Consider the following 22,549-nt stretch of genomic DNA (forward strand, 5'->3'; position numbering starts at 1 on the left):
CAATATGGGAAAAGCAGCCCGAATCATCGCCCTCAGTGCCGTTTTGTTAACGGCCTTGCTCTTTGTGCAGTTTGTTCGTTCGACGCCCACTCCGGCGCAGTCCGAAAAAAACCGGTTTGCGGAGAAAGTCAACCTCGCCCTTCGCCGGACGGCCCATCAGATGCTGGCAGCCGCGGGCGACTCGACGTCGCAGATTCCGCCCGTTCAGCAAACCGATGCCAGTACGTTTTTGATCCGGTTGGATCAATCGTTCGATTACGGCAAATTGCCCGGACTGTTGCAGAAATCCCTTCAGGTTCACGCGATTAACGAGAAATACGACGTTGCCGTCCTGAACTGTTCCGACGGAAAAATCCAGTTGGGTTACTCGGTTCTGGACGTTAGAGAAAAGCAGGTTGTCGCTTGTTCCGGCCGGGTGCAAACCAAAGGTTGCTACAACCTGCAAGTCCGGTTTGCAACGCCCGAAGCCGCTCCCCCCATCGCCATGAACTGGTGGATGCTGGCCATTGGGAGTGTATTGACGGCGCTGGTTTTTACCGTTTTCCGCCGGTCGTCACCACCGAAGGAAGCAATCACTTCACCGGTTTCTACCCCGGAAGAAGATCATAAACTCCACTTTGGGAACTCCAGTCTCGATATGGCCAATCTGAAATTGGTTGCCAATCATCAGGAACACGACCTGACGTATCGGGAGGCCAAACTGCTCCGCCTTTTCGCCGGAAGTCCCAATCAGTTGCTGGAGCGCGATTTTATCCTCAAATCGGTCTGGGAAGATGAAGGAATCATCGTGGGACGCAGCGTGGATGTGTTCGTGTCCCGACTTCGCAAACTGCTTCAGGACGACCCGACGGTAAAAATTGTCGCCGTCCACGGCGTGGGGTATCGGCTGGAAATCCGTACCCATGGACTTTAGTCCGTGTTTTTTTACAGGTTCTACATTCAAGGACTAAACACGGACTAAAGTCCGTAGGTACGTAGATGCTTCAGAATTGCCTCAAAATCGCCTTCCGCCATTTGTGGCAAAACCGCCTGTATTCGGTCATCAACGTTGTCGGGCTATCCGTCGGGATCACCTGCGTGCTGCTGGCGATTCTTTACATCAAAGACGAACAGAGCTTCGACCGGTTTCACGAACGAAACCCGCACCTCTACCGGATTACGACCACTCTAACCGAAACGAAGGGTGGTCAGGCGGAGACCAACGGCGGCACGGGGCAGGTGCAGGGGCCAACGTTTAAGGCGCAGGTGCCGGAAGTGCAGGATTACGTGCGGGTAATGGGGGGTGACATTCGGGGCATGTTTGTGGTGAACAACAAAGCATTCATTCTGCAACCGTATTTTGTCGATTCTACATTTTTTAACGTGTTTTCTTTCAGGCTGTTAAGCGGCAATCCCAAAACCGCTTTGCGGGGCGCAGGTACCGTTGTCATCACCGAACGAACGGCGCGAAAACTGTTCAACAGCTTGGATGTGATCGGGAAAACGTTGCTGGAAGACGGACCGTCGGGCCGTCGGGTGGGCGCTTCCATCATCACCGCCGTGGTGCAGGACCCGCCCAAAAACTCATCCCTTCAGTTCGATCTCCTGTTTCCGTTCCGGTTTATGCAGGTTTCGTTCGATGATACGAACTGGCTGAATTCGTACCTGAGCACGTTTGTCGTGCTACACCCCAAATCTGATCCAACTACCGTTGTTCGGAAATTTAGCAAGGTATATGCCGTTCACGCCCGGCAGCAGGTGGCCGAAAACCGGAAAAATTACGGCTTTGACCCCGCGATTAACTACGGTTTACAGCCGATGACCGACCTTCATTTACAGCCTCTCTACCACCACGAAGGCAATCGGGAAGGTGGTATTACCAACGGCAGTAACCCGGTTTTTTCGTACCTGTTTCTGGGCATTTCGGCGTTTATTCTGCTGATGGCATCCATTAATTTTATCAACATCAGCCTGGCCAGCTCGTTGAAACGGACGAAAGAAATTGGCGTCCGGAAAATAACCGGGAGTAGTCGCTCACTGATTTTGATGCAATTTCTGGGCGAGTCCGCTATTCTCTGTTTGATGGCTTTCGGTCTGGCGATTTTGCTGGCGCACCTGGCCCTGCCGGTTTTTAACCGATTGGCCACCAAAGCAATGGTATTCCGCGAAATTCTGGACGGGCAATTGCTGCTTTATGTTGTTATTTTGTTGGTAGTCAATGTGCTGGTGGCCGGGTTGTATCCCGCTCTCGTTCTCTCTAATTTCAAACCAACAGAAGTTTTATACAACAAGCCGCGGCTTTCGGGACGCAACGGATTTGGGCAAACGCTGGTGATGATTCAGTTCGCACTATCGGTTTTTCTGGTGATTGCGACCACGGTTTTTTACTACCAGATGAATTACGTACGGACGAAAGATTTGGGGTATAATCCGTATCAGGTGATCCGTGCCTACGTTCCGTCCAGCAAAGACCTGAAAACCGATCAGGCATTTCTAAGGAGCGAGCTGGCCAACGAACCGTCGATCCGGCAGATTTCATTTACCAGTGATCTGGGCGGAACGCACGAGACCCACGTATCCGATCGAAAAATCGAGAGCTACTACCAGTATATTGACGAGAATTACCTGCCGGTATTGGGCATCCGCCTGAAAGCCGGGCGCAATCTGTCGGCGGCTTTCCGGTCTGATAAATCGGATGCGGTTATTGTCAATGAGACGTTTGTAAAGGCTGCCGGTCTGGAGAAACCGATTGGGAAAACGATTCGCCTGCACGAGAATTATAGCCAGAAACCGCTGACCATCGTTGGTGTGATCAGGGATTTTCATTCCGGTTCGTTGCGGGAGCGGATTCAGCCGATGGCGCTGTTCATGCGCGAAGACCAGGCCAGTGGAATGCTGGTGAAAGTTGATAAAAACCGGCGAAAAGAAGCCATCGCTGCTTTGGCGAACGCATTCCAAAAAGCTTATCCGTCGATTGAAATGGATTACGCTTTTCTGGACGAAGTGAATGCCAAAGGCTACCAGCAGGAACAAAAATGGCAGCAGATTGTGAGCTACGCCACGGTTCTGGCGCTGTTGATTTGTGGCCTGGGCGTAGTTGGACTGGCGAAACTGGCAACCGGACAACGCACCCGGGAAATTGGCGTTCGGAAAGTGCTGGGTGCGACGGTTTTAGACATTGTAGCTCTCTTGTCGAAAGATTTTCTGAAACCGGTATTGGCGGCCATCGCCCTGGCTTCGCCCGTTGCCGCCTGGGTGATGGGTCGCTGGCTGCAAAACTTTGTCTATCGCGTTGAAATTCAGTGGTGGATGTTTGCCGGAGCCGGTTTGCTGGCCATTGGAATCACCCTGCTGACGGTTTCGCTCCAATCCGCCAAAACCGCCCTGCTGAATCCGGTAGAGAGTTTGAGGAGGGAGTGAGGGGGGTAAGTTGTTACACAGGGTTAATCAGAGGAAATCAGGGTTAATCAGGGTTTTATTTTTCTCTGATCAACCCTGATTTCCTCTGATTAACCCTGTGTAATAACTTCTGTCCGCCAGCGAACGACAAACCGTCCGCTAACGGACAAATGAACGGGTCAGCTACGTGTAATTGTCTGACAGATAGTGGTTTGTTATTTATGGTATATAGTTTGAGCATTGAAAACCGTGCCTTGTACGGACAGTGAACGACGAACTTTATGCTGAGAAACTACCTGAAAATTGCCTTCCGCAATTTACTGAAACACAAAACATTCGGCTTCATCAACATTGTTGGGGTAGCCATCGGGTTAGCCTGCTTCCTGCTGATCGCGCTGTACGTACGCGACGAAATCAGTTTCGATCGGTACAATGCCAAAGCCGACCGAACCTACCGCGTTTTGCGCACCTTTCTCAATTCCAACGACGGCACCGTCGAGCTGAAATTAGGCACGGTGGCGCCCCCGTTCGGACCCTTGATCAAACAGGATTTTCCGCAGGCCGAAGAGGTGGTCCGAACCCTCGGGACCAACTCCCTTCTGCGATACGGCGAACACACATACAACGAAAACCGGGTGCTGTTTGCCGAAGAAGCTATTTTTAAAGTCCTGGATTTCAAGGTGATCAATGGCGACCCGGCCAAGGCACTAGCCCAACCGTTTTCCATCATGCTGTCGCGGCCGATGGCGGAAAAATACTTCGGGAAGGAGTCGCCGATGGGAAAAAGCCTGCGGAGCAATAACCAGTTCGAGTTGATGGTAACGGGCGTTTTTGAACCGCTGCCCGCCCAGTCGCACATTCATCCGGATTTCCTGGTATCGTTCACGACCCTGAACGACAACCGGGTTTACGGGGCCGAAGGACTGCGGACAAATTGGAGCAACAACTCGTTTCTAACGTATGTGTTGCTGGCACCCGGCACCGATCCCGACAAATTGGTCAAGGCGTTTCCGGCGTTTCAAAACCGCCGGATCGAGCCCAAGGCATCGACCTATTCCGTGCTGAATCTGCAAAAACTGACCGATGTTCACCTGCGCTCCGACACGGACGATGCCCTCGAAGCCGATGGTGATATTCGTTACGTCTACATGTTCTCGGCGATTGGCTTATTTATTCTGCTGATTGCCTGCATCAATTACATGAACCTCGCGACGGCCCGTTCGGCGGGTCGGGCGAAAGAGGTTGGCATGCGGAAGGTCGTGGGGGCGCACCGGGGGCAATTGGTGAGTCAGTTCCTGAGCGAATCCATCCTGCTGGTGGTTTTTGCATTGAGTCTGGCGTTGGTGCTGGTGGTTTTGTGTTTGCCTTTCCTGAATGATTTCACCCAGAAACAACTGACGCTGGATCAATTGAAACACCCGGTTTTCCTGGGAATCGTGGCCGGTATTACGCTATTGACCGGCCTGGTATCGGGGAGCTATCCGGCTTTTTTCTTGACCTCGTTTCAACCCATCAGTGTGCTGAAGGGGAAAATCGCGTCGGCCATGCGGACGGGGCGATTGCGGCAGGCGCTGGTAATCACCCAGTTTGCCATTGCAGTAGCGCTCATTATCAGTACGATTGTGGTCTACAACCAGATGGATTTCATCCGAAATTACAAACTCGGTTACCAGAAAGATCAGATCATTTTGCTGCGGACGGTGGACGATTCGACGGTCAATTCCGAAGCGCTGAAACAGGAACTAAAGAGCAACAGCGCCGTGCTGGAAGTGGGCGAATCATCGCGGATTCCGTCAGGGCGGTTGCTGGATTCCTGGGATGCGTACGTGGCCAAAGGCGACAGCATGGCACCGACCAAAGTGATCCTGAAATCCTTATCGATCGACCACGACTTTATTCCGGCCTATTCGATGAAAATGGCCGCCGGGCGCAACTTCTCCCGCGCCTATGCCACGGACGATACGGCTGCCTTTATTCTGAACGAAACCGCGGTCCGCATGCTGGGCTGGAAAAATCCGGAGCAGGCCATCGGGAAAGCGTTTGGCTACGGGCAACGGCGCGGGCAGATTGTGGGCGTCACCAAAGATTTTCATTTTGAATCCCTGAAGCAGTCCATTCCACCCATTGCGATGTTTATGCAGCCCGAACGGAATAGCTGGATTTCGGTGCAGGTGGCGGGCGGGGCCGGTTTGCAGACCGCGCTGGCCCACATCGAATCCGTATGGAAACGGCGGTTTTCAAACCGGCCTTTCTCGTATGAGTTTCTGGATCAGCGGTTTGGGCGGCTTTACACCACCGAGCAAACGCAACAGAAACTGTTTGGTATTTTTGCCGGTATTGCCATTCTGATTTCCTGCCTCGGGTTGTTCGGACTGTCGATGTTCATGGCCGAACAGCGCACCAAGGAAATCGGCATCCGCAAGGTGCTGGGCGCATCGACGCCCGGTCTGGTGACGTTGCTTTCCAAAGATCTACTGAAGCTGGTCCTGATCGCTCTCGTGCTGGCGTCGCCGGTAGCCTGGTGGGCCATGAATCAATGGCTGGAAGGCTTCGTGTACCGCACCAGCATCAGCCCCTGGGTATTCGTCCTGACGGCGGTTACCGCGCTGGCCATTGCCTTCGCAACGGTTTCGTTCCAGAGCATCAAAGCCGCGTTGATGAATCCGGTGAAAAGTTTGAAAACGGAGTAGTCTTGAACTGGGATTGCGCGGATTAAAGGATTAACTAGGATATAAAAGATTAAAAGATTGCGGCAGCCAATCCTAGTTAATCCTTTAATCCGCGCAATCCCAGTTCAAGACCACTCCTGTAAAATTGATTCCCTTTGGCTCAACGAAACGGTATTTTGCGTAGCTTAATTCGTAAATTCTGCTTCGTATGCCCAAAATCTCCTTTGGCTCGGTTCAAAAACCGGCCAAACCCAAAAAATCCTTCCTGCGGGAATGGTTCGATTCCATTCTGTTTGCGGTGATTGCCGCAACCCTGATCCGGTTTCTGACCTTTGAAGCCTACGCCATTCCGACGCCGTCGATGGAAAACAGCCTGCTCGTGGGCGATTTCCTGTTTGTCAGTAAATTGCACTACGGTTCGCGAACACCCCAGACACCCCTGCAGGTTCCACTGACGCACCAGAAGATTTGGGGAACCGAAATTCCGTCCTACAGCGACCTCATTCAATTGCCGTCGTTTCGACTGCCCGGTTTTACGACGGTGAAAAACGGCGACGTCGTCGTCTTCAATTTTCCGCCCCCGAAACCCGGCGAACCCGATTACCCGATGGATTTGCGAACCAACCTCATCAAACGCTGCATCGGTATTCCGGGTGATAAAATTGAGATCCGGCAGGAGCAGGTTTATATCAACGGCAGGGTATTTCCGACGCCGGTGCGGGCCGAAACCAATTATTTCGTCAAAACGACCGAAATGCTGAACGAGCGGTTTTTCCGGAAATACAACATCATCAACGACTACAAATCCGCCGAAGGGCCGTTCATCAACTGGCAGCCCATCGAAGAATACAACGAAGCGAAAAAAGCTTCGGAACTGGTGGGTTACAGCGTGACAACCACGCCGGATGTCATCGCTAAATTCAAGGAACTGGAGTGGGTCAAAGGCATCGAACGGATGACCGAACCGGCCGGACAACTCGCGCAGGGCATTTACGGCGGCTCGGCCTACGCCTGGAACCGCGACAATTTTGGTCCGCTGATGGTGCCGAAAAAAGGCCAGACCGTACCGATCAACCCGCAGACCATTGCGGTTTATGGCACACTGATCAGCCGCCACGAGGCCAATAAAAAGGTTGAAGTTACGCCGACGAGCGTCAAAATCGACGGACAGCCGATTACGTCATATACCTTCAAGCAGGATTATTACTTCATGATGGGCGACAACCGCCACAACTCCGACGATTCCCGCTACTGGGGTTTTGTGCCGGAAAACCACATTGTTGGCAAGGCGGTTTTTGTCTGGATGTCGATCGACCCCGACCCGGCGACGGTTTGGGCCAAAATCCGCTGGAATCGGCTGTTTCGGGTGATTGAGTAAGGTCGATTTGGTAAACAAAAAACCGGGTTAGTAAAACGACCGATTCGTTTTACTAACCCGGTTTTCACCGTTCGTATTTGTTGTTCCAGTACTCAAATCAGCGCACGACTTCCCCTTTGATCGTCAATACTTTTGTGCCGCCTTCCGCATTGGATTCGACGGTAACGGTTTTGTTAAACGAACCGATCGCAGCGGCATTGAAGGTGGCTTTGATCTTACCGGTTTTGCCGGGCATGATGGCTTCCTTCGGGTAATCGACGCCCGTGCAGCCGCACGAACCCTTCGCGTTGCTGATCACCAGCGGAACGCCACCTTTGTTGGAAAAAGAAAATTCGGCTACAACGGGTTTTCCCTGCTGGATTTTGCCGAAATCATGGTCGGTTTCTTCCCAGCTAAAAACCGCGAGCAGCGAATGAGCAATCAGGGCGCCAGCCGCAAGCAGCCACAGAAAGGAGGTAATCGTCAGGATTCGTTTCATGGTGTTTTGTGTGTTAACGGGATTGATAAAAGAACTTCACAAAGGTAGATTCCGCCAAAACACCAGGCTGTTAACGGGTCGTCAATGCTTGTTAATGAGTTGTTAATGGATTGGTTTTTAAGCGGAAAGAGCCGATTTTTGACGTACGGTTTTATCCTGTCAAAATTGAACACCTGTGTCCCGGCGCGTCATTCGTAATTTGGTCATCCTGTCGGTTATTTCGATCATCGGAATCGTCACCGTCCAGATCGTGTGGGTTCGAAAAGCGTACGCCCTACGGGAGCGGCAATTCCGGCAAACGGCGTTTATTGCCCTGCAGGACGTGGCCGATCGCGTGGGGCAACTGAACCGGATTCCGCAAAGCTGTGATGCGGTTTCGCAACTATCGCCCGATTATTTCATCGTCAACACCGATTCGCCCATCGAGCCAGTGGTGCTCGAACAGTACATCCAGACGTCCCTGCGTGAGCACAACCTGATCACCGATTTTGAATACGGTATTTACAACTGCGAAAGCGACCGGATGCTGCACGGCGCCTTTGTCGGTACCAACTCCGTCCGAAAACCGGTCCGCACCAGTCCGAATCTGCCGAAGCTCGCGGGCAATCCGTACTATTTCGGCATCCGGTTTCCGAGTCAGGCGGGGTTCATTGCCGGACACCTCGACGGCTGGATTTTGTCGTCGGCAGCGGTTTTGCTGGTGGTCCTGTTTTTCGGCTATACGCTGATTGTGGTGCTGCGACAACGGCGGCTGACGGAGGTGCAGCGGGATTTTATCAACAACATCACCCACGAACTGCAAACGCCGGTGGCTACGCTTCGTATTGCCGCCGGCGTGCTGAATTCCGACGCCATTCGCGACCAGCCCGAACGCCATCGGCAATACGTCAAGGTGGTGGACGAGGAAAGCCAGCGGCTGCAAAAGCAGATCAGCAGTGTGCTGCAACTGTCGCGTTCGGAGCAGATGCGGTTTTGCCTGAATTACACGGATGTCGATTTGCACCAGTTGCTGACCGAAGCCGCGGCCAATTTTCAGCCGCACGTTTCGCTGGAACTCCGGGCCGAAAAACCGCTCATCCGGGCCGATCGCTACCACCTCGAAAACAGCATCAACAACCTGATTGACAACGCAATCAAATACACCCGGACGACGCCCCACATTCTGATTCAGACCCGCAACGAAGGCAATACGCTGATCTGGTCGGTGCAGGACAACGGTATTGGGATTGCGAAAGAACACCTCGACGTGGTTTTCAGCCAGTTCTACCGCGTGCCGACCGGCAACGTCCACAACGTCAAAGGATTCGGTCTGGGATTGTACTACGTTCGGAAAGTGATCAAAGCCCACCGCTGGCGCATTCAACTGCACAGCGAACCGGGCGTTGGCAGTATTTTTACTGTGAAGCTCCGAACCTGATTCGGCTGACGCCCTGAAACCGCTATGAAAGGCTGTATTTTATACGTCGAGGATGATGTCAACCTGAGTTTTGTGACGAAGGATAATCTGGAACTTGCTCACTTTCAGGTTATTCATTGCACCAACGGCGCCGATGCCTGGACTCTATTTGGGGACCACCCGTTCGATTTGTGCATTCTGGATGTCATGCTGCCCCAAACCGACGGTTTCACGCTGGCCCGGCAAATCCGGCAGGTCGATCCCGACATTCCGATTCTGTTTCTGAGCGCCTTAGCCGACAAAGAAAACCGCCTGAACGGGCTGCGGCTTGGGGCCGACGACTATCTGACGAAACCGTTCAGCATCGAAGAATTGCTGTTGAAAATGGCGGTTTTTCTGCGACGGAGTAAAACCACAACGCCCATTTCGGAATCAGCCATCCAGTGGATCGGTTCGTATCAATTTAATTTTCAGAATCTTACTTTGCAAAAAGAAGGTCATTTTCAGACGCTCACCCACCGCGAAGCCGAAGTGCTGAACTACCTGATCGCGCGGCCGAACCTCCTGATCCGGCGCGACGAAATCTTAAAAACCATCTGGGGTTCCAACGATTATTTCATGGGCCGCAGTCTTGACGTTTTCATTTCCCGGCTCCGTAAACGACTGAGTCAGGATGCGTCGATCAAAATCGAAAATCTGCACGGAATCGGCTTCCGGCTGCTGCTGTAACGGTTTTTAAACTTCCGCCAATTGTTGTTTCACCGCCGTGATTCCCCGCGCAACTTCGCTGTCAAAATCATTCCAGACGCACTCCAGCGATAAACCGCCCTGGTAATTAATCTGTTTCAACGCACGGAAATACGGCCGGAAATCATCGCCTTTTATACCCGGCGCACTGCGGGTTTGTTTTTCCGCAATGTGGCAGTGCGTAATGAATTCCTTGTATTTGATGATTTCCTCCGGTTTTTCGTCGTCTTTCAGCATGTGGTAAATGTCGCATTGCAGCTTAAACCACGGATTGTTGACTGCCTGAATGATTTCCACCCCTTCGGCCAGGCTATTGATAAAATTGGTTTCGCTCCGGTTGAGCGGTTCCACGGCCAGCGTAACGCCGTGTTTTTCGGCCAGCGGAGCCATCTTCTGACACAACGCAATATGCTGCGCTTTGGCCGTGGCCCGGTCGAAGCCGTCGGGAATGGCGCGTGAACCACCGCTGCCAAAGACGATATTTTTAGAACCGCACTCCTTCGCCCGTTTGAGCGCGAGGTCGGCCCGCTGCAAAATGGCTTCGTGGTGGATCGTCGGGCCTACTGATTTCAGCGTGCCGGGAAAAAAGTAGATGTAGGAACGAACCGGCAGGCCTTCTTTTTTCAACGCCAGGCGGTTTTTTTCGTATTGTTCGTCGCCCGCTTCGGGAATCAGAAACCGGCCGACGCTTTCCTCAATGAATGAAAAACCCAGTTTTTTTAACATTTCTGCCTTTTCGTACGCGGCACAAACGCCCAGCGGCAGCGTTAATCCGGCGCTGGATTTGTCGATCGTTCCGGCCTGAGCCAGGGCCGTTGCGCCCGTGATTCCGGCCAGAACGCCGGCGCTGTGTTTAAAAAAGGTTCTTCGCGAGGTAGGGTTTTCGATTGAATTCATGGCAATGCGGGCCAATTATCGGATTGAGTGAAGAAAGGTCGAAGCACTAAAGGTAGTATAAATCCGGATCGCCAGGACTGCTCGTGGGCGATTTCAACAAAGATTTAGGCTTAAAAGCCCGGTCAGTCGCGGAGAAGATTTCGGGCGAAGGTTGAGTTCTGCGTAATTTTCGGTAAAGTTGCCGGATGCTACTTACGCCGTATTGCGCTTTAATCCGAAAAACCCCATGGAAACCGTTGTTGACCTGAGACTTGCGGTATTGATCGATGCCGATAATGTGCCGTATGCCAACGTGCGGGGCATGCTGGAAGAAATTGCCAAATACGGAACGCCGACCTTTAAGCGGATTTATGCCGACTGGACCAAACCGACGGTTGCGGGCTGGAAAACCGTGTTGCTCGAAAATGCCATCACGCCCATTCAGCAGTACAGTTACACGACGGGCAAGAACGCGACGGATTCGGCCATGATCATCGACGCGATGGACATTCTGTACACGGGCCGGGTCGACGGTTTTTGTATCGTTTCGAGCGACAGTGATTTTACGCGGCTAGCCACGCGCCTGCGCGAAGCCGGGATGAAGGTGTTTGGAATTGGTGAGAAGAAAACGCCAACTCCTTTTATATCAGCCTGTAATAAGTTTATTTACCTGGAAATTCTGAAGAAAAACGAGGCCGTCCCGGTGCTCGAACCGGTGATGATGAAAAACCGGTCGCGGAAAAAAGCAGCGGCAAAACCGGTCGAAATACTGGTCAAACCGGTAAAAGAACCGGAACCGATTGCCGTTGTGGAAACCGAAGCGATTGGTAAGGTAAACAAAGAAGTCATCAAGATGATCGCCGACAGCATCAATGACCTGGCCGACGAATCGGGCTGGGCCTTTCTGGGCGAGCTTGGCAATTTGTTGCCTAAAAAACAGGCCGATTTCGACCCCCGGAATTACGGTTTCAAGAAGCTGGTTCCGCTCCTGAAAAACATCGAGCAGTTTGAAATCGATGAACGGGAAACCGGCAAGGGAAACTTCAAACTGGTGTATGTTCGGGTGAAATAAACCGGTTTTCGTGTAAAACGGCGATTTTATGGGTTGAAAACCGGTAACGAGCACTCACAATTCAGACCTCTTTTTCGAGACTTCAGCCCGATCAATTGCGGGTTGATTACCTGGTTGCACGGACATCCGCGTCTCGGCCGCTAGCTTTGTTTTGTCGGGTACCCGATCCAGGCGATTTCCGCTTTGGCTGGCTGCCCGCTGAACAAGGTAATCAACGGCCATGAAACAACCTGAATTTCGAAAACGCCGACCGTGGCTCTACCTGCCGGTTTTTGTTGGTTTGGTATTTCTTCAATTCTCCTGTACGCCAAAATCGACGGTTTCGGTGGAACCGGGACCCGATTCGCAACCCAAATCGCTGCGGTTGCAAAAAATAACAGCGGGTGAGCAGAATGTACAGCAGTATACGTATAACGCTGAGGGAAAGCTAATTACTTTACAAACGGATTGGGTTTATACCGATAGTTTGGTGACGACGTCAAATACAAAGTCTGATCTGGAATACGATACCCAGCAGCGTCTGAAACAAATTACGACCAATGGAAACTTCCGGGTGAAGTTTTATTACGAAGGAAAGCTGTTTGATAAAACCGAAGAGTACGATCATAAAAACCGCCTTGTCGTTACGCATTTTTACCTTTTCAATGCCGATGGCCGGCTGGTCGAACTGCTCGATCAGATTCACAATACCGACAACGATACGTTTGAAAATTCATCATTTATCAAATATCGGTATACGTATGACAATCGTGGAAATGTACAATCAATTGAAGGGTTTAGCCGTCGACCCGGCGATTCGGCTTTCAAAGCCACACAGACTAGTTATTACGAAGACTACGACGACAAAAAGAATCCAAACAATCCCGTCGCTAGTTATCCATTTGTCCCTCAGGAATCAATACAGGTCAATAATCCGGGTAAAATTACGACCAGAAATGCGGTTACACAGGCCGTTTTGTCCACTGAAATGCTGACGTATCAATACAATGCAGAGGGTTATCCGACCCAACGAACCCGGCAGGTAACCACGACCCGAACGTATCCGGCCAGCACGGTTTATTACCATTACGAATAAATTATTAATTTAAAGCCGGGGCGTTGCAAGCGCCCCGGCTTGACTCAATGACCTCCGCCGTAAGCCGGTTTATTGATCTGCGGTTTTCCATCGCGGTTGCGGTTCGGATGGGTTTCGCGGACGTTGGCCGACGTTGCATCTTCATCGCCGTCCAGGTATTTATCCTCGATATCGGTCGGCGTAATGTCCTGAATATCTTCATCGGGGAACTGGCTGCCCGGTCCGTTGGTACCACCAGCCGATTGATTGCCCAAACCCGCCGGTCCGATGGCTTTTTTCGCTTCTATTTCCTCTTTGCTCTTCTCTGCCATGACTTTGCTCTTTTCAGGTGGAAAAAGGATTGATTATCCTTTAGATAACCCGTCAGAGCAGTGTAGTGTTTTCCTTTTAATCGGTTTTGATCATGGAAACTGGCAATGTTTACACTCAATACCGTTCCGTTTTTTGACACAGTATTCTATAAATCAGGTAGTTGGAAAGCGGCATTGCCGCCCAAACCGGGCAAACGCCCTGATTTTATCAAAATCTTTGGTTCCGTCCGGCTGTTCCAGGCCGGAGTTTGCGTCAATGCCCGCAGGTCGAACCTGACCGATGGCCGTAGCGACGTTTTCCGGTTTCAGCCCCCCGGCCAGAATAACCGGAATGGAAACCGTCTGCACGATTTTTCGACTCAGATTCCAGTCGTGCGTTTGACCCGTACCACCCAGACGGTCTTTCGTTCGCGAATCCAGTAGCAGCCGATCGACGTATTCTTCGTATTCTTGTGCTTTTTGCAGAGCATCTTCGCCGGTCACGTGAATGGCCTTGATCAGTTCGACATCCGGCAAAAGCCGACGCAACTCGAGGACGCCGACCACGGGCAGATCGTCGTGAATCTGAATGGCGCGGACGCCAACCGAACGCGCGATCTCGGCGATTTCGGCGGCATCGAGCAGGTGCGTTACCAGCACCGTCCGGATGTGATCCGGGACGGCTTCCACAATCGTTTTTCCCGTTGCCGCCGAAATCCCGTCTTCTGCCCGGTGCGTAAGCCCAATTAAAAATCCCAGCGTATTCGCTCCGGCGTCGATGGCTCCCAGGGCTTCGGCAACCGTCTGAATACCGCAAACTTTAATAAAAGGCTCCATGCAGGCTGCTTCAACAACCGGTTTTACTAAAAAGGTGTTTTAAGTCTGCTGATAATCAATATTTTAATTCGGTAGTAACAAACTCCAGTACCTGATCGCCGGTATTTTGCAGATCGTGGATGGCGGGGCCTTTCTGGAGAATGTTGTAAAAAGAAGTCTGGTTTTTTTGAAAACGCAACGGCACCTGGCTGCCGTCGGCCTGATTGGAAACCCCCTCGCCATCCTGCAAAACCGTCCAGAAATAATCGTGACTGTGGCGGTGGTAGTGAATGCGTTCGCCCGGTTGCAGGCTGATGTGCCACACTTTGACTTTGTCATTTTCGAACAACAGGGTGTGACCCACTTCTTCGTTGTCTTGGTAGTGTTGCAGTTCTTCCTGCAAGGCTTCCGCGGATGGACTGGGATAGGCTGACATAGGAGCTGGGGTTTGGGATTTTAGATCTGCTACTATTCGATCGCTATGCGACCAGATTAAAATGTATTACTGGGTTTTTCTACAAATAGCCGGTCGCTTAGCGACCCAAAATGGGATACTTATTGCTTCTCCAGCCGCTTCAATTCCTTCTGGATATACGCTTTCGACAGCCAGTTGGTCCCGATCATGACACCTTCGATGTTTTTGGTCTGGCTGATGTCGTTCAGCGGATTGCCGTTCAGCAGAACCAGATCCGACACATTACCGGTTTTGATCGTGCCCGCATCCGGTTTTTTGAGGTACGAAGCCACATTGACGGTTCCGGTTCGCAGGGTTTCGTACGGCGTCAGACCGGCGCCCACCAGAAACTTCATTTCGTGGTGAATCGAAAAACCGGGTACGTTCAACACCTGGGGCGCATCGGAACCCAGCAGAATATCGACGCCGTTTTGCTGACAGGCCAGCAGGATTTTCCGGCGCATGTCGATGTACTTTTCCGCGTGTTCCTTCGAAAATTTCGGATTGTTGTTGTAGTTGTTTTTCGTGTTCATCCAGTTCTGAACCTCCGACGCCTTCATGTATTTCATTTCGGGGTCGTTCGCAAAGGCGGAAGCCGGTTGGGGCGACAGCCAGCGTTCGGCCAGGGCTTCGGTCGGCACCAAGCGGATGTTTTTGTCGTGCAACCCTTTCACCAGTTTCGGAATCAGCGCGGGGTCGGCGCGGTAACCGATCCAGGACCCAAACAGCCCGGTTTCCTGCTCCACCAGCGTGTCGGAACCCGGTGTAATGGCTTCGATAAAACTGTCGAGGTGGTCGATGGACGAATAACCGGCATCGATTGCCATCCAGGCGCCGACGTTGAACGAAACGTGTCCGATAAAGGGAATGCCGACTTCCTTGGCGGTTCTGGCAATGGCCGGGAACGTTTCTTTGGTCAAACCGGGGTGTAGTTTCAGGAAGTCATAGCCGGCGGCTTTCTGATCGCGCACCATCTGCGCACCCTGTTCCGCCGACTTGACGGTTTGCCCGCTGAACGACGGCCCGGCGGGGTAAAAATGCGGCCCCAGAATCTCCCCGCTGTTGATTTTACTGCGCAGTTCGAGGTGTTTGGCGTGGCCGAGCATCCCGCGAATCGTTGTAATGCCGTTGGCCAGATACAGAACCAGCACGTCTTTCATCGGCTCGATCTCGTCGACGGGCGGAACGTGGGCGTGCATTTCGGCCCAGCCCGGCGTCAGGTATTTTCCCCTGGCATCGACCACCAGCGCATCTTTTCCGTACTTCACTTTGCCAGCCGCACCCAGTCCGGTAATTCGGCCATCTTTCACCACAACCGTTTGATTTTCAAGGACACGTTCCTGATCCATCGGGATCACATTGACCGACTTCAGCACGATTTCCCGCTGCCGGTTGCTGACCAGTTCCTGAGCAAAAACCGCTTGGGCCAGCACCAGGAATAAAAGGGTAAGGAAGCTGCGCATAATTCTGGAGGGTTGGGGTAGATCGAAAACCGCTCATGCGGTGTATTTCCACGAAATCTATATACTTTTTCCCGCAGAAGCAATACAATGCAGGCAACGAAGCCGCTGTCGGGTAAATCGTTTCGGTGCGAATCCAAACCGGAATGCCTTGGTAAACAAATGGATTTTTAATCTCGTTTTAATGGGCAATTAGTTAGATTTAAGATCGTTTTAAGTTTGAAAATCTGATTTATAAGACCTTTGTGTAAGGTTTTGCACAAAAGCTTTAAGTGATCATAACGTTGAGTAAATCATAAAAGACCAGCCACCGTGAGCTGGTCTTTTATTTTACAGATCGTTTAATCCGGACGCAAACCGGATAACTCTCCCGCTTCCGTGGTTCGGCTTGGGGAACACCCGCTCCCGGTTTATCTTTGCCCGGACCTATGTTAAAACCGCAATGCGTTTTCTACCCCAACTTCACCACCAGTCGCTGTTGACGGCGTGCCTGCTTTCCCTGGCAACGCTGATTGCCGCTGCCCAGCCGAAACCGGCAAAAACCGCTTCATTGACGCAAAATCAGCAGGATTTTGTCGATCTGCGTTTCGGCATGTTCATTCACTTCAACATCCCGACGTTCATGGAGGAAGACTGGGCCGACCCCGATGCGTCACCTTCGCTGTTCAATCCCACCAACCTCAACTGCGACCAGTGGGCCAAAGCCGCCAGATCGGCGAACATGTCGTATGGCGCGCTGACGACCAAACACCACAGCGGTTTTTGCATCTGGAACACCAAAACCACCGACTACAACGTCATGAACAGCCCGCTGAAACGGGACGTGGTGAAGGAATACGCCGATGCGTTCCGGGCAAACGGCTTGAAAGTGATGTTGTATTATTCGATTCTGGATACGCACCACAAACTGCGCCCCGGTTTTATTACGAAGCAGCACATCGCGATGGTGAAAAACCAGTTGACCGAACTGCTGACGAACTACGGCGAAGTTTCGGCGCTGATCATCGACGGCTGGGACGCGCCCTGGTCGCGGATTTCGTACGACGATATTCCGTTCGAGGAAATCTACCGGCACATCAAATCCATTCAGCCCAACTGCCTGGTGATGGACCTGAACGCGGCCAAATACCCGGCGGAAGCGTTGTTTTACACCGACATCAAATCGTATGAACAAGGCGCGGGGCAGCACATTTCGAAGGAAACCAACCGCCTGCCCGCGCTCTCGTGTCTGCCGATCAACAAAACCTGGTTCTGGAAAACCAGCTCGCCGACCGAACCCGTCAAAGACCCGGTGGTTCTGGTAAACGACAACCTGATTCCGTTCAATAAAGCGTACTGCAATTTCATTCTGAACGTGGCCCCCAACCGCGACGGACTGATCGACGACAACGCGCTGACGGCTTTGGCAAAAATCGGTCAAATCTGGTCGGGCAACGAAGTACGGGCCATTCTGCCGGTTTTCGACGCCCCCATCATTTCGACGAATCTGGCGAAACACCAGCCCAGCAACGCGAGCTGGAGCAATGATATGTGGCTCATGGATTTTGGGAACGACGACAATTTCAAAACCGCCTGGCAATCGAATCCGACGGTGACAAAACCGTGGTACGAAGTGGTTTTCGATCAGGAAAAACCGTTTAATCTGATTACGATTCTGGAAAAACAACCCGGTATTACGAAGTACCGGCTGGAATATTTCACGAGTGGAAGCTGGAAACCGATTCTTTCGGGAACCGACAGCGGACGGGCGAAAATCAACCGGTTCAATACCGTCAAAGGCAGCAAAGTCCGGATTCTGATCGATGAATTTACAAGCCCACCAGCCATTGCGGAATTGGGCGTTTATAACGAGAAGGAATAAAGGAATAAAGGGAAGAAGGGAGGAAAGGAGAAAAGGGGTAACGGTTTGCCGGTGTCAATGTCTTCCTTCCGCCTTCCTCCCTTTCCTCCCTTTCTCCCTTCTTCCCTTTCCTCCCTTCCTCCTTTAACTATGAAAACACTGGTAATTGAAGATGATCAACGGGTTGCCGATCTCATCAAACGGGGACTGGAGGAGGAAGACTGGCAGGTGGATGTTGCGTTCGATGGGCAACTGGGTTGTCGGCTGGCGCTAACGGTGGAGTATGATCTGATTATTACGGATATTATTCTTCCCAAAATCAATGGGTTGGATGTCTGCCAGCAGGTTCGACAGGCGAAACCGAACGTGCCGATTATCATGCTGACGGCGCTCGGAACCACCGACGATAAAGTGGAAGGTTTCGACGCCGGTGCAGACGATTACCTGGTAAAACCGTTCGATTTCCGGGAGTTGCACGTTCGCATCCGGGCGTTGCTGAAACGGCAGGCCAACCAGCCCGTTGCCACCACCTCGATTCTGAAAATGGCGGACCTGGAGATGAATCTGCGCAACAAGTCGGTGATGCGCAGCGGCCAGCCGATCAGCCTGACGCCCAAGGAGTTTAAATTGCTGGAGTTCATGATGCTCAATCCCGACCGGTTACTGACCCGAACGGAGATTGCCGAAAAAGTGTGGGAAACGCATTTTGATACAGGCACCAATTTTATCGATGTTTACATCAATTACCTGCGCAAGAAACTGGACAAGGAGTTTGAGCGAAAGCTGATTCACACCAAAACGGGAATGGGTTTTATCTTCGGGGAGGGCTAAACGATGCGGATTCGGACGAAACTGGCCATGCTTTTTACCGCCATTACGGCGGCCATTCTGCTGTTATTTGCCGTGTCTATTTACCTTTCGTATGCTGATTACCGGGAGGATGCGTACTACAAACGGCTGAAACAGCAGGCGCTGACCAAGCTCCGGTTGTTGCTGGAAGCCAAAGTGGAGCCAGCGGTTTTAAACGTCATTTACCAGAATTCGCCCAATGCGTTGTTTCAGGAAGAAGTTGCCGTTTACGATTCCCGGTTTCAACTGGTTTATCACGACGACCGGCAGGGCGACTTTGTGAAAGAAACCCCCGGTTTTCTGCATTCGATTCAACACCACCAGGAAGTTCAGTTTGAACAACGGGGCCGCCAGGTAGTCGGTTTTCCATACCAATTTCAGGGAAAGACGTACCTGGTGACCGCAGCCGCCTACGACGAAGTGGGCTTGTCGAAACTCGAAAATCTGCGGATTACGCTGATCATTGCCTTTTTGCTGGGTCTGGTGATTGTCGCCCTGCTGAGTCGGCTGGTGGCCCGGCAACTGCTCAAACCCATTTCGACGGTGGTGCGGCAGGCCAGTGAAATCACGGCGACCAACCTCGACCGTCGGGTGGAAGAGGGCAACGGGCGCGACGAACTGGCCGAACTGGCGATTACGTTCAACCAGATGCTCGACCGGCTGGAACACTCGTTCGATGCCCAGAAACAGTTCGTTTCCAACGTCTCACACGAACTTCGGACACCCCTGGCGGCCATTGCCGGTGAACTCGAACTGGCGTCCAACAAACCTCGTACTACTTCTGAATACCAGCAGGTTATCATGCGAACGTTGCGGGATGCCCGGCGGCTGACGCACCTTTCCAACGGCCTGCTTGATCTGGCGAAAGCCAGTTACGACGCCAGTGAAATCTCGTTTCGCGAACTTCGGCTGGATGAACTGCTGATGGAAGCCCGCGGCCAACTGCTCCACCAGCATCCCGAATACCGCATAACGATTGTTTTTGAACAGGAAATCGAAGACGATCACCTGATTTCCGCGAACGGAAATGCGTATCTGCTGCGGGTCGCGTTTAGTAACCTGATGGAAAACGGCTGCAAATTTTCGCCCGATCAGCACTGCACGGTGACCGTCAAATCCCTGTCGGACCTGTGTCGGCTGAGCTTTATCGACGAGGGAATCGGCATTTCGGATGAAGACCTCCCGCACGTCTTTACGGCGTTTTACCGGGGGCAAAACCGCACCTACGCCGATGGCAACGGCATTGGCCTCTCGCTGACGCTCCGGATCATCAGTCTGCACCAGGGCTGTATTTCGGTGAAAACCGAACCCGGCCAGCGTACGATTTTCGAAGTCGAGTTGCCGCATTTGAAATCCCCGCTTTAACAGCCTTTTAATAGCATTCTAATAACTCTCTAACAACCTCCCGGTTGTGCAAACCTTACTTTTGCGGTTGATGGCTTGCCGCTCACCCGACCGAATCAAGGAGGAATTATGAAAAACCGGATGGCGAAACTGCGCAAAAAAGAGGCCGGTTTCATCCTAAGTATCCTGCTCAGTGGCAGCCTTTTCGCGCAATCTCCCCGCACCCTGACGCTGCCCGAAGCCATTGCCGAAGCCCGGCAGCACAACCCGGTTTTGCGGGCCGAACAGCTTTCCATTCAATCATCCCTGGCCGATGTCGTAACTGCCGGTCTGCGCCCGAATCCAGTGCTGAACAACCAGACGTTGCAACTGGTTAAACCATCGGCGTTCCCGGAAAATACCGGTGCGCTGAACAACCGCAACCGGCAGGTCTGGTGGCAGTTGACGACGCCCGTCAACGTGGCCCGCAAGCGGCAGAAAGCCGTTGCACTTGCCGAACAGGGCGTTGAACTCACCCGCCGGAATGTGGCCGAAACGGAACGGAATCTGCTGCTCGAAGTGGGCAACCAGTGGCTCGATGCCTGGAGCGCCCGGCTTCGGCTCGATCTGATTCTGGAAGCCAGGCAAAACATCGATACGCTCGTTACGATCAATCAGGTACGCCTTCGGAATCAGGTCATTACAAAAACCGATCTGCTGCGCACCCAGATTCTGGCCGACCAATATCGGCTCCGGAGTCAGACGACGCGTCAGGAATACCAGAATCAACTGCTGCTGTTGAAACGCCTGCTCGGCACCTCCGATAGTCTCGATGTGGCCGTCAATGATACGACGCTGGCCTGGACAACCGGCCCCGCCGACACGCTGATTACACGGGCGCACCTCAGACGCGCGGATGTCCGGCTGGCGGAACAGGCCATGGAAGTAGCCGTCCAGAATACCCGTTTGCAGGAAGCCTTACGCGCTCCCCAGCCCGAAGTCGGCGCCATTTATAACCCGCAGAACAGCGTTCCCTACGTCGGATTTTACGGAACCTTGCCGCTGCCGTTTTTCAACAAAAATCAGGGCGGAATCCAGAAGGCGAAAGTCCAGCAGGAACAGACCCGGCAGGTGGCCGATTACACCCGGTTGCAGGTGCAGACCGAAGTACAAACCGCCTACCGCAGTTACCTGACCCAACGCGGAAATATTGACCGGTATGCCGGCATTTTGCAGCAATCGGAACAGATTCTGACCAGTGTTCGCTACGCGTATCTGAAAGGGGGAACGACCATTGTCGATTACCTGGAAGCCCAGCGTTCCTGGCTCGATGTGCAGCAAACGTACCTCGATGCGCAGGAAGCCTACCGGCGCAGTCTGCTGCAACTGTGGTTTGTAACGGGTCAGATGCCAATCCTAAGCCGATGAAAATGAGAAAGATAACTTTAGGGCTGCTGTTGATGATCTGCGGTACGGCCTGTCAGAAAGAAAAACCGGTGGCTGTCACCATTCAGAAACCGAACTCCCGGCCCGTTGTGCAGGACAGCGGCCGGTTGATCGAAGTGGGCCCCGACTCGTCGACCATCCGGTTTTTTCAAACCGAAACGGTACAAAACCGCAGTTTAACGGCTGATTATCAGGCACCGGCCCACGTCGTGGCCACGGTGATCGGTTCGGGGGAAAGTGACGGAAAGCCGATGGTGTTGTTCGACAATCCGGCGCTGACCGACAATTATTCGCAGTTGCAGCAACACCTGACGAACATCCGCCAGCTTCAGGACGTCAACATCAAGCAGAAATTAATTGAACTGGGGCGGGCCAAAGACCTCGCCGAACACGGAGCCGCCACGGGTCGCGAAGTGCTGGAAGCGCAGTCGGCACTGGCGATGGAACGAACCAATCTGGCGAATGAACGTGCGCTGTTGGCGCAACACGAAACCACCCTCAAACTGGCCGGATTTGACCCGATTGGCCTTCAACACGCCCGACCCGGGCAAGCCTGGCTGATTTGCGACGTGCCTGAAAGTCAGGTGAATAAGTTGCAAGTGGGCAACAACGCCACAATCCGGTTTACGGCTTATCCCGACGAAACCGTCAGCGGCCGCATCGAGTCGTTTGGCGACGTGGTCGACAATGTGACCCGGACCATCAAACTCCGCATCCGACTGGATAATCCGGCTGGCAAATTCCGGGCGGGCATGTTTGCCACGGTATCGTTCGGGATTTCCGAAGGCCAGTTTATGTCGCTGCCGCAAACCGCCCTGGTGACCGTTCAGGGAAAAGATTACGTGTTCATCAAGTCGGCGCCCCGCCGGTTCGAGCGCCGGGAGGTGACGCTGGGCCAGCAGATTGGCGACCGGATTGTTGTTTTTCACGGACTAAAAGAAACCGAAGCCGTAGTGATCAAAGGAACCATGCAGCTCAAAGGGCTGAGTTTTGGGTATTAAC

At 52.6% G+C, this 22,549-nt stretch carries 19 protein-coding genes; 13 read left to right on the forward strand and 6 right to left on the reverse strand.

Annotated features, from left to right (window positions below; all coding sequences use genetic code 11):
* Positions 1–4 precede the first annotated feature (4 nt).
* The 4 genes from EHT25_RS24510 to lepB all read left to right on the forward strand — a co-directional run bounded on the left by EHT25_RS24510 (position 5) and on the right by lepB (position 7,425).
* Positions 5–913, forward strand: a complete 909-nt coding sequence (locus EHT25_RS24510; RefSeq protein WP_124877827.1) for a winged helix-turn-helix domain-containing protein — start codon at positions 5–7, stop codon at positions 911–913.
* A gap of 65 nt (positions 914–978) precedes the next feature.
* Positions 979–3,399 (forward strand): ABC transporter permease, encoded by a 2,421-nt coding sequence (locus EHT25_RS24515; protein ID WP_124877828.1) that lies wholly within the window; start codon positions 979–981, stop codon positions 3,397–3,399.
* 260 nt (positions 3,400–3,659) lie between these two features.
* Positions 3,660–6,068, forward strand: a complete 2,409-nt coding sequence (locus EHT25_RS24520) for an ABC transporter permease (RefSeq protein ID WP_124877829.1) — start codon at positions 3,660–3,662, stop codon at positions 6,066–6,068.
* 187 nt (positions 6,069–6,255) lie between these two features.
* Complete coding sequence (lepB, locus tag EHT25_RS24525) at positions 6,256–7,425, forward strand: signal peptidase I (RefSeq protein ID WP_124877830.1); 1,170 nt, start codon at positions 6,256–6,258, stop codon at positions 7,423–7,425.
* Between the two features lie 97 nt (positions 7,426–7,522).
* On the opposite strand, the gene EHT25_RS24530 is transcribed toward lepB, so the two are convergent.
* Entirely contained in the window at positions 7,523–7,903 is a 381-nt protein-coding gene (locus EHT25_RS24530) for a DUF1573 domain-containing protein (protein ID WP_124877831.1), read from the reverse strand.
* A 175-nt stretch (positions 7,904–8,078) separates the two neighbouring features.
* On the opposite strand from EHT25_RS24530, the gene EHT25_RS24535 reads away from it, so the two are divergent.
* Both EHT25_RS24535 and EHT25_RS24540 read left to right on the forward strand, forming a co-directional pair.
* Positions 8,079–9,320 (forward strand): sensor histidine kinase, encoded by a 1,242-nt coding sequence (locus EHT25_RS24535; protein WP_124877832.1) that lies wholly within the window; start codon positions 8,079–8,081, stop codon positions 9,318–9,320.
* Between the two features lie 24 nt (positions 9,321–9,344).
* On the forward strand, positions 9,345–10,028 hold the full coding sequence (locus EHT25_RS24540; protein WP_124877833.1) for a response regulator transcription factor: 684 nt from the start codon (positions 9,345–9,347) through the stop codon (positions 10,026–10,028).
* 6 nt (positions 10,029–10,034) lie between these two features.
* Here the strand turns inward: EHT25_RS24540 and EHT25_RS24545 are convergent, their stop codons facing one another.
* Positions 10,035–10,943, reverse strand: a complete 909-nt coding sequence (locus tag EHT25_RS24545) for a sugar phosphate isomerase/epimerase family protein (protein WP_124877834.1) — start codon at positions 10,941–10,943, stop codon at positions 10,035–10,037.
* A gap of 226 nt (positions 10,944–11,169) precedes the next feature.
* Between EHT25_RS24545 and EHT25_RS24550 the strand changes: the two genes are divergently transcribed.
* Positions 11,170–11,994 (forward strand): NYN domain-containing protein, encoded by an 825-nt coding sequence (locus EHT25_RS24550; protein ID WP_124877835.1) that lies wholly within the window; start codon positions 11,170–11,172, stop codon positions 11,992–11,994.
* A 220-nt stretch (positions 11,995–12,214) separates the two neighbouring features.
* Positions 12,215–13,069, forward strand: coding sequence for a hypothetical protein (locus tag EHT25_RS24555; protein WP_124877836.1), 855 nt, complete (start codon positions 12,215–12,217; stop codon positions 13,067–13,069).
* A gap of 44 nt (positions 13,070–13,113) precedes the next feature.
* Here the strand turns inward: EHT25_RS24555 and EHT25_RS24560 are convergent, their stop codons facing one another.
* From EHT25_RS24560 to EHT25_RS24575, 4 genes are all read right to left on the reverse strand, one after another.
* Positions 13,114–13,380, reverse strand: a complete 267-nt coding sequence (locus EHT25_RS24560) for a hypothetical protein (protein WP_124877837.1) — start codon at positions 13,378–13,380, stop codon at positions 13,114–13,116.
* 153 nt (positions 13,381–13,533) lie between these two features.
* Positions 13,534–14,196 carry a phosphoribosylanthranilate isomerase gene (locus EHT25_RS24565; RefSeq protein ID WP_124877838.1) on the reverse strand — a complete coding sequence of 221 codons (663 nt, stop codon included), beginning with the start codon at positions 14,194–14,196 and terminating at the stop codon, positions 13,534–13,536.
* A 55-nt stretch (positions 14,197–14,251) separates the two neighbouring features.
* A complete protein-coding gene (locus EHT25_RS24570; RefSeq protein WP_124877839.1) occupies positions 14,252–14,611 on the reverse strand; it encodes a cupin domain-containing protein in 360 nt (119 codons plus the stop codon).
* A 119-nt stretch (positions 14,612–14,730) separates the two neighbouring features.
* A complete protein-coding gene (locus EHT25_RS24575; protein ID WP_124877840.1) occupies positions 14,731–16,092 on the reverse strand; it encodes an amidohydrolase family protein in 1,362 nt (453 codons plus the stop codon).
* A 439-nt stretch (positions 16,093–16,531) separates the two neighbouring features.
* Here EHT25_RS24575 and EHT25_RS24580 point away from each other — a divergent pair, with 439 nt between their 5' ends.
* From EHT25_RS24580 to EHT25_RS24600, 5 genes are all read left to right on the forward strand, one after another.
* The gene (locus tag EHT25_RS24580) at positions 16,532–17,950 is read left to right on the forward strand and encodes an alpha-L-fucosidase (RefSeq protein ID WP_124877841.1); all 1,419 of its coding nucleotides are present in this window, start codon (positions 16,532–16,534) and stop codon (positions 17,948–17,950) included.
* 129 nt (positions 17,951–18,079) lie between these two features.
* A complete protein-coding gene (locus tag EHT25_RS24585; RefSeq protein WP_124877842.1) occupies positions 18,080–18,760 on the forward strand; it encodes a response regulator transcription factor in 681 nt (226 codons plus the stop codon).
* 3 nt (positions 18,761–18,763) lie between these two features.
* Entirely contained in the window at positions 18,764–20,143 is a 1,380-nt protein-coding gene (locus EHT25_RS24590) for a HAMP domain-containing sensor histidine kinase (RefSeq protein WP_124877843.1), read from the forward strand.
* Between the two features lie 120 nt (positions 20,144–20,263).
* Positions 20,264–21,529: a TolC family protein gene (locus EHT25_RS24595; RefSeq protein ID WP_221622325.1), complete on the forward strand. Its 1,266-nt coding sequence runs from the start codon at positions 20,264–20,266 to the stop codon at positions 21,527–21,529.
* 2 nt (positions 21,530–21,531) lie between these two features.
* Complete coding sequence (locus EHT25_RS24600) at positions 21,532–22,548, forward strand: efflux RND transporter periplasmic adaptor subunit (RefSeq protein WP_229311787.1); 1,017 nt, start codon at positions 21,532–21,534, stop codon at positions 22,546–22,548.
* Position 22,549 lies beyond the last annotated feature (1 nt).

Source organism: Larkinella rosea, from assembly GCF_003858635.1.
Classification (GTDB): Bacteria; Bacteroidota; Bacteroidia; order Cytophagales; family Spirosomataceae; genus Larkinella; species Larkinella rosea.

Bases quoted from the DNA above. Each gene is read 5' to 3' on its own strand.
- EHT25_RS24510 (WP_124877827.1), top strand. From the start codon at position 5: ATGGGAAAAGCAGCCCGAATCATCGCCCTCAGTGCCGTTTTGTTAACG.
- EHT25_RS24515 (WP_124877828.1), top strand. From the start codon at position 979: ATGCTTCAGAATTGCCTCAAAATCGCCTTCCGCCATTTGTGGCAAAAC.
- EHT25_RS24520 (WP_124877829.1), top strand. From the start codon at position 3,660: ATGCTGAGAAACTACCTGAAAATTGCCTTCCGCAATTTACTGAAACAC.
- lepB (WP_124877830.1), top strand. From the start codon at position 6,256: ATGCCCAAAATCTCCTTTGGCTCGGTTCAAAAACCGGCCAAACCCAAA.
- EHT25_RS24530 (WP_124877831.1), bottom strand. From the start codon at position 7,903: ATGAAACGAATCCTGACGATTACCTCCTTTCTGTGGCTGCTTGCGGCT.
- EHT25_RS24540 (WP_124877833.1), top strand. From the start codon at position 9,345: ATGAAAGGCTGTATTTTATACGTCGAGGATGATGTCAACCTGAGTTTT.
- EHT25_RS24545 (WP_124877834.1), bottom strand. From the start codon at position 10,943: ATGAATTCAATCGAAAACCCTACCTCGCGAAGAACCTTTTTTAAACAC.
- EHT25_RS24550 (WP_124877835.1), top strand. From the start codon at position 11,170: ATGGAAACCGTTGTTGACCTGAGACTTGCGGTATTGATCGATGCCGAT.
- EHT25_RS24555 (WP_124877836.1), top strand. From the start codon at position 12,215: ATGAAACAACCTGAATTTCGAAAACGCCGACCGTGGCTCTACCTGCCG.
- EHT25_RS24560 (WP_124877837.1), bottom strand. From the start codon at position 13,380: ATGGCAGAGAAGAGCAAAGAGGAAATAGAAGCGAAAAAAGCCATCGGA.
- EHT25_RS24565 (WP_124877838.1), bottom strand. From the start codon at position 14,196: ATGGAGCCTTTTATTAAAGTTTGCGGTATTCAGACGGTTGCCGAAGCC.
- EHT25_RS24570 (WP_124877839.1), bottom strand. From the start codon at position 14,611: ATGTCAGCCTATCCCAGTCCATCCGCGGAAGCCTTGCAGGAAGAACTG.
- EHT25_RS24575 (WP_124877840.1), bottom strand. From the start codon at position 16,092: ATGCGCAGCTTCCTTACCCTTTTATTCCTGGTGCTGGCCCAAGCGGTT.
- EHT25_RS24580 (WP_124877841.1), top strand. From the start codon at position 16,532: ATGCGTTTTCTACCCCAACTTCACCACCAGTCGCTGTTGACGGCGTGC.
- EHT25_RS24585 (WP_124877842.1), top strand. From the start codon at position 18,080: ATGAAAACACTGGTAATTGAAGATGATCAACGGGTTGCCGATCTCATC.
- EHT25_RS24590 (WP_124877843.1), top strand. From the start codon at position 18,764: ATGCGGATTCGGACGAAACTGGCCATGCTTTTTACCGCCATTACGGCG.
- EHT25_RS24595 (WP_221622325.1), top strand. From the start codon at position 20,264: ATGGCGAAACTGCGCAAAAAAGAGGCCGGTTTCATCCTAAGTATCCTG.
- EHT25_RS24600 (WP_229311787.1), top strand. From the start codon at position 21,532: ATGAGAAAGATAACTTTAGGGCTGCTGTTGATGATCTGCGGTACGGCC.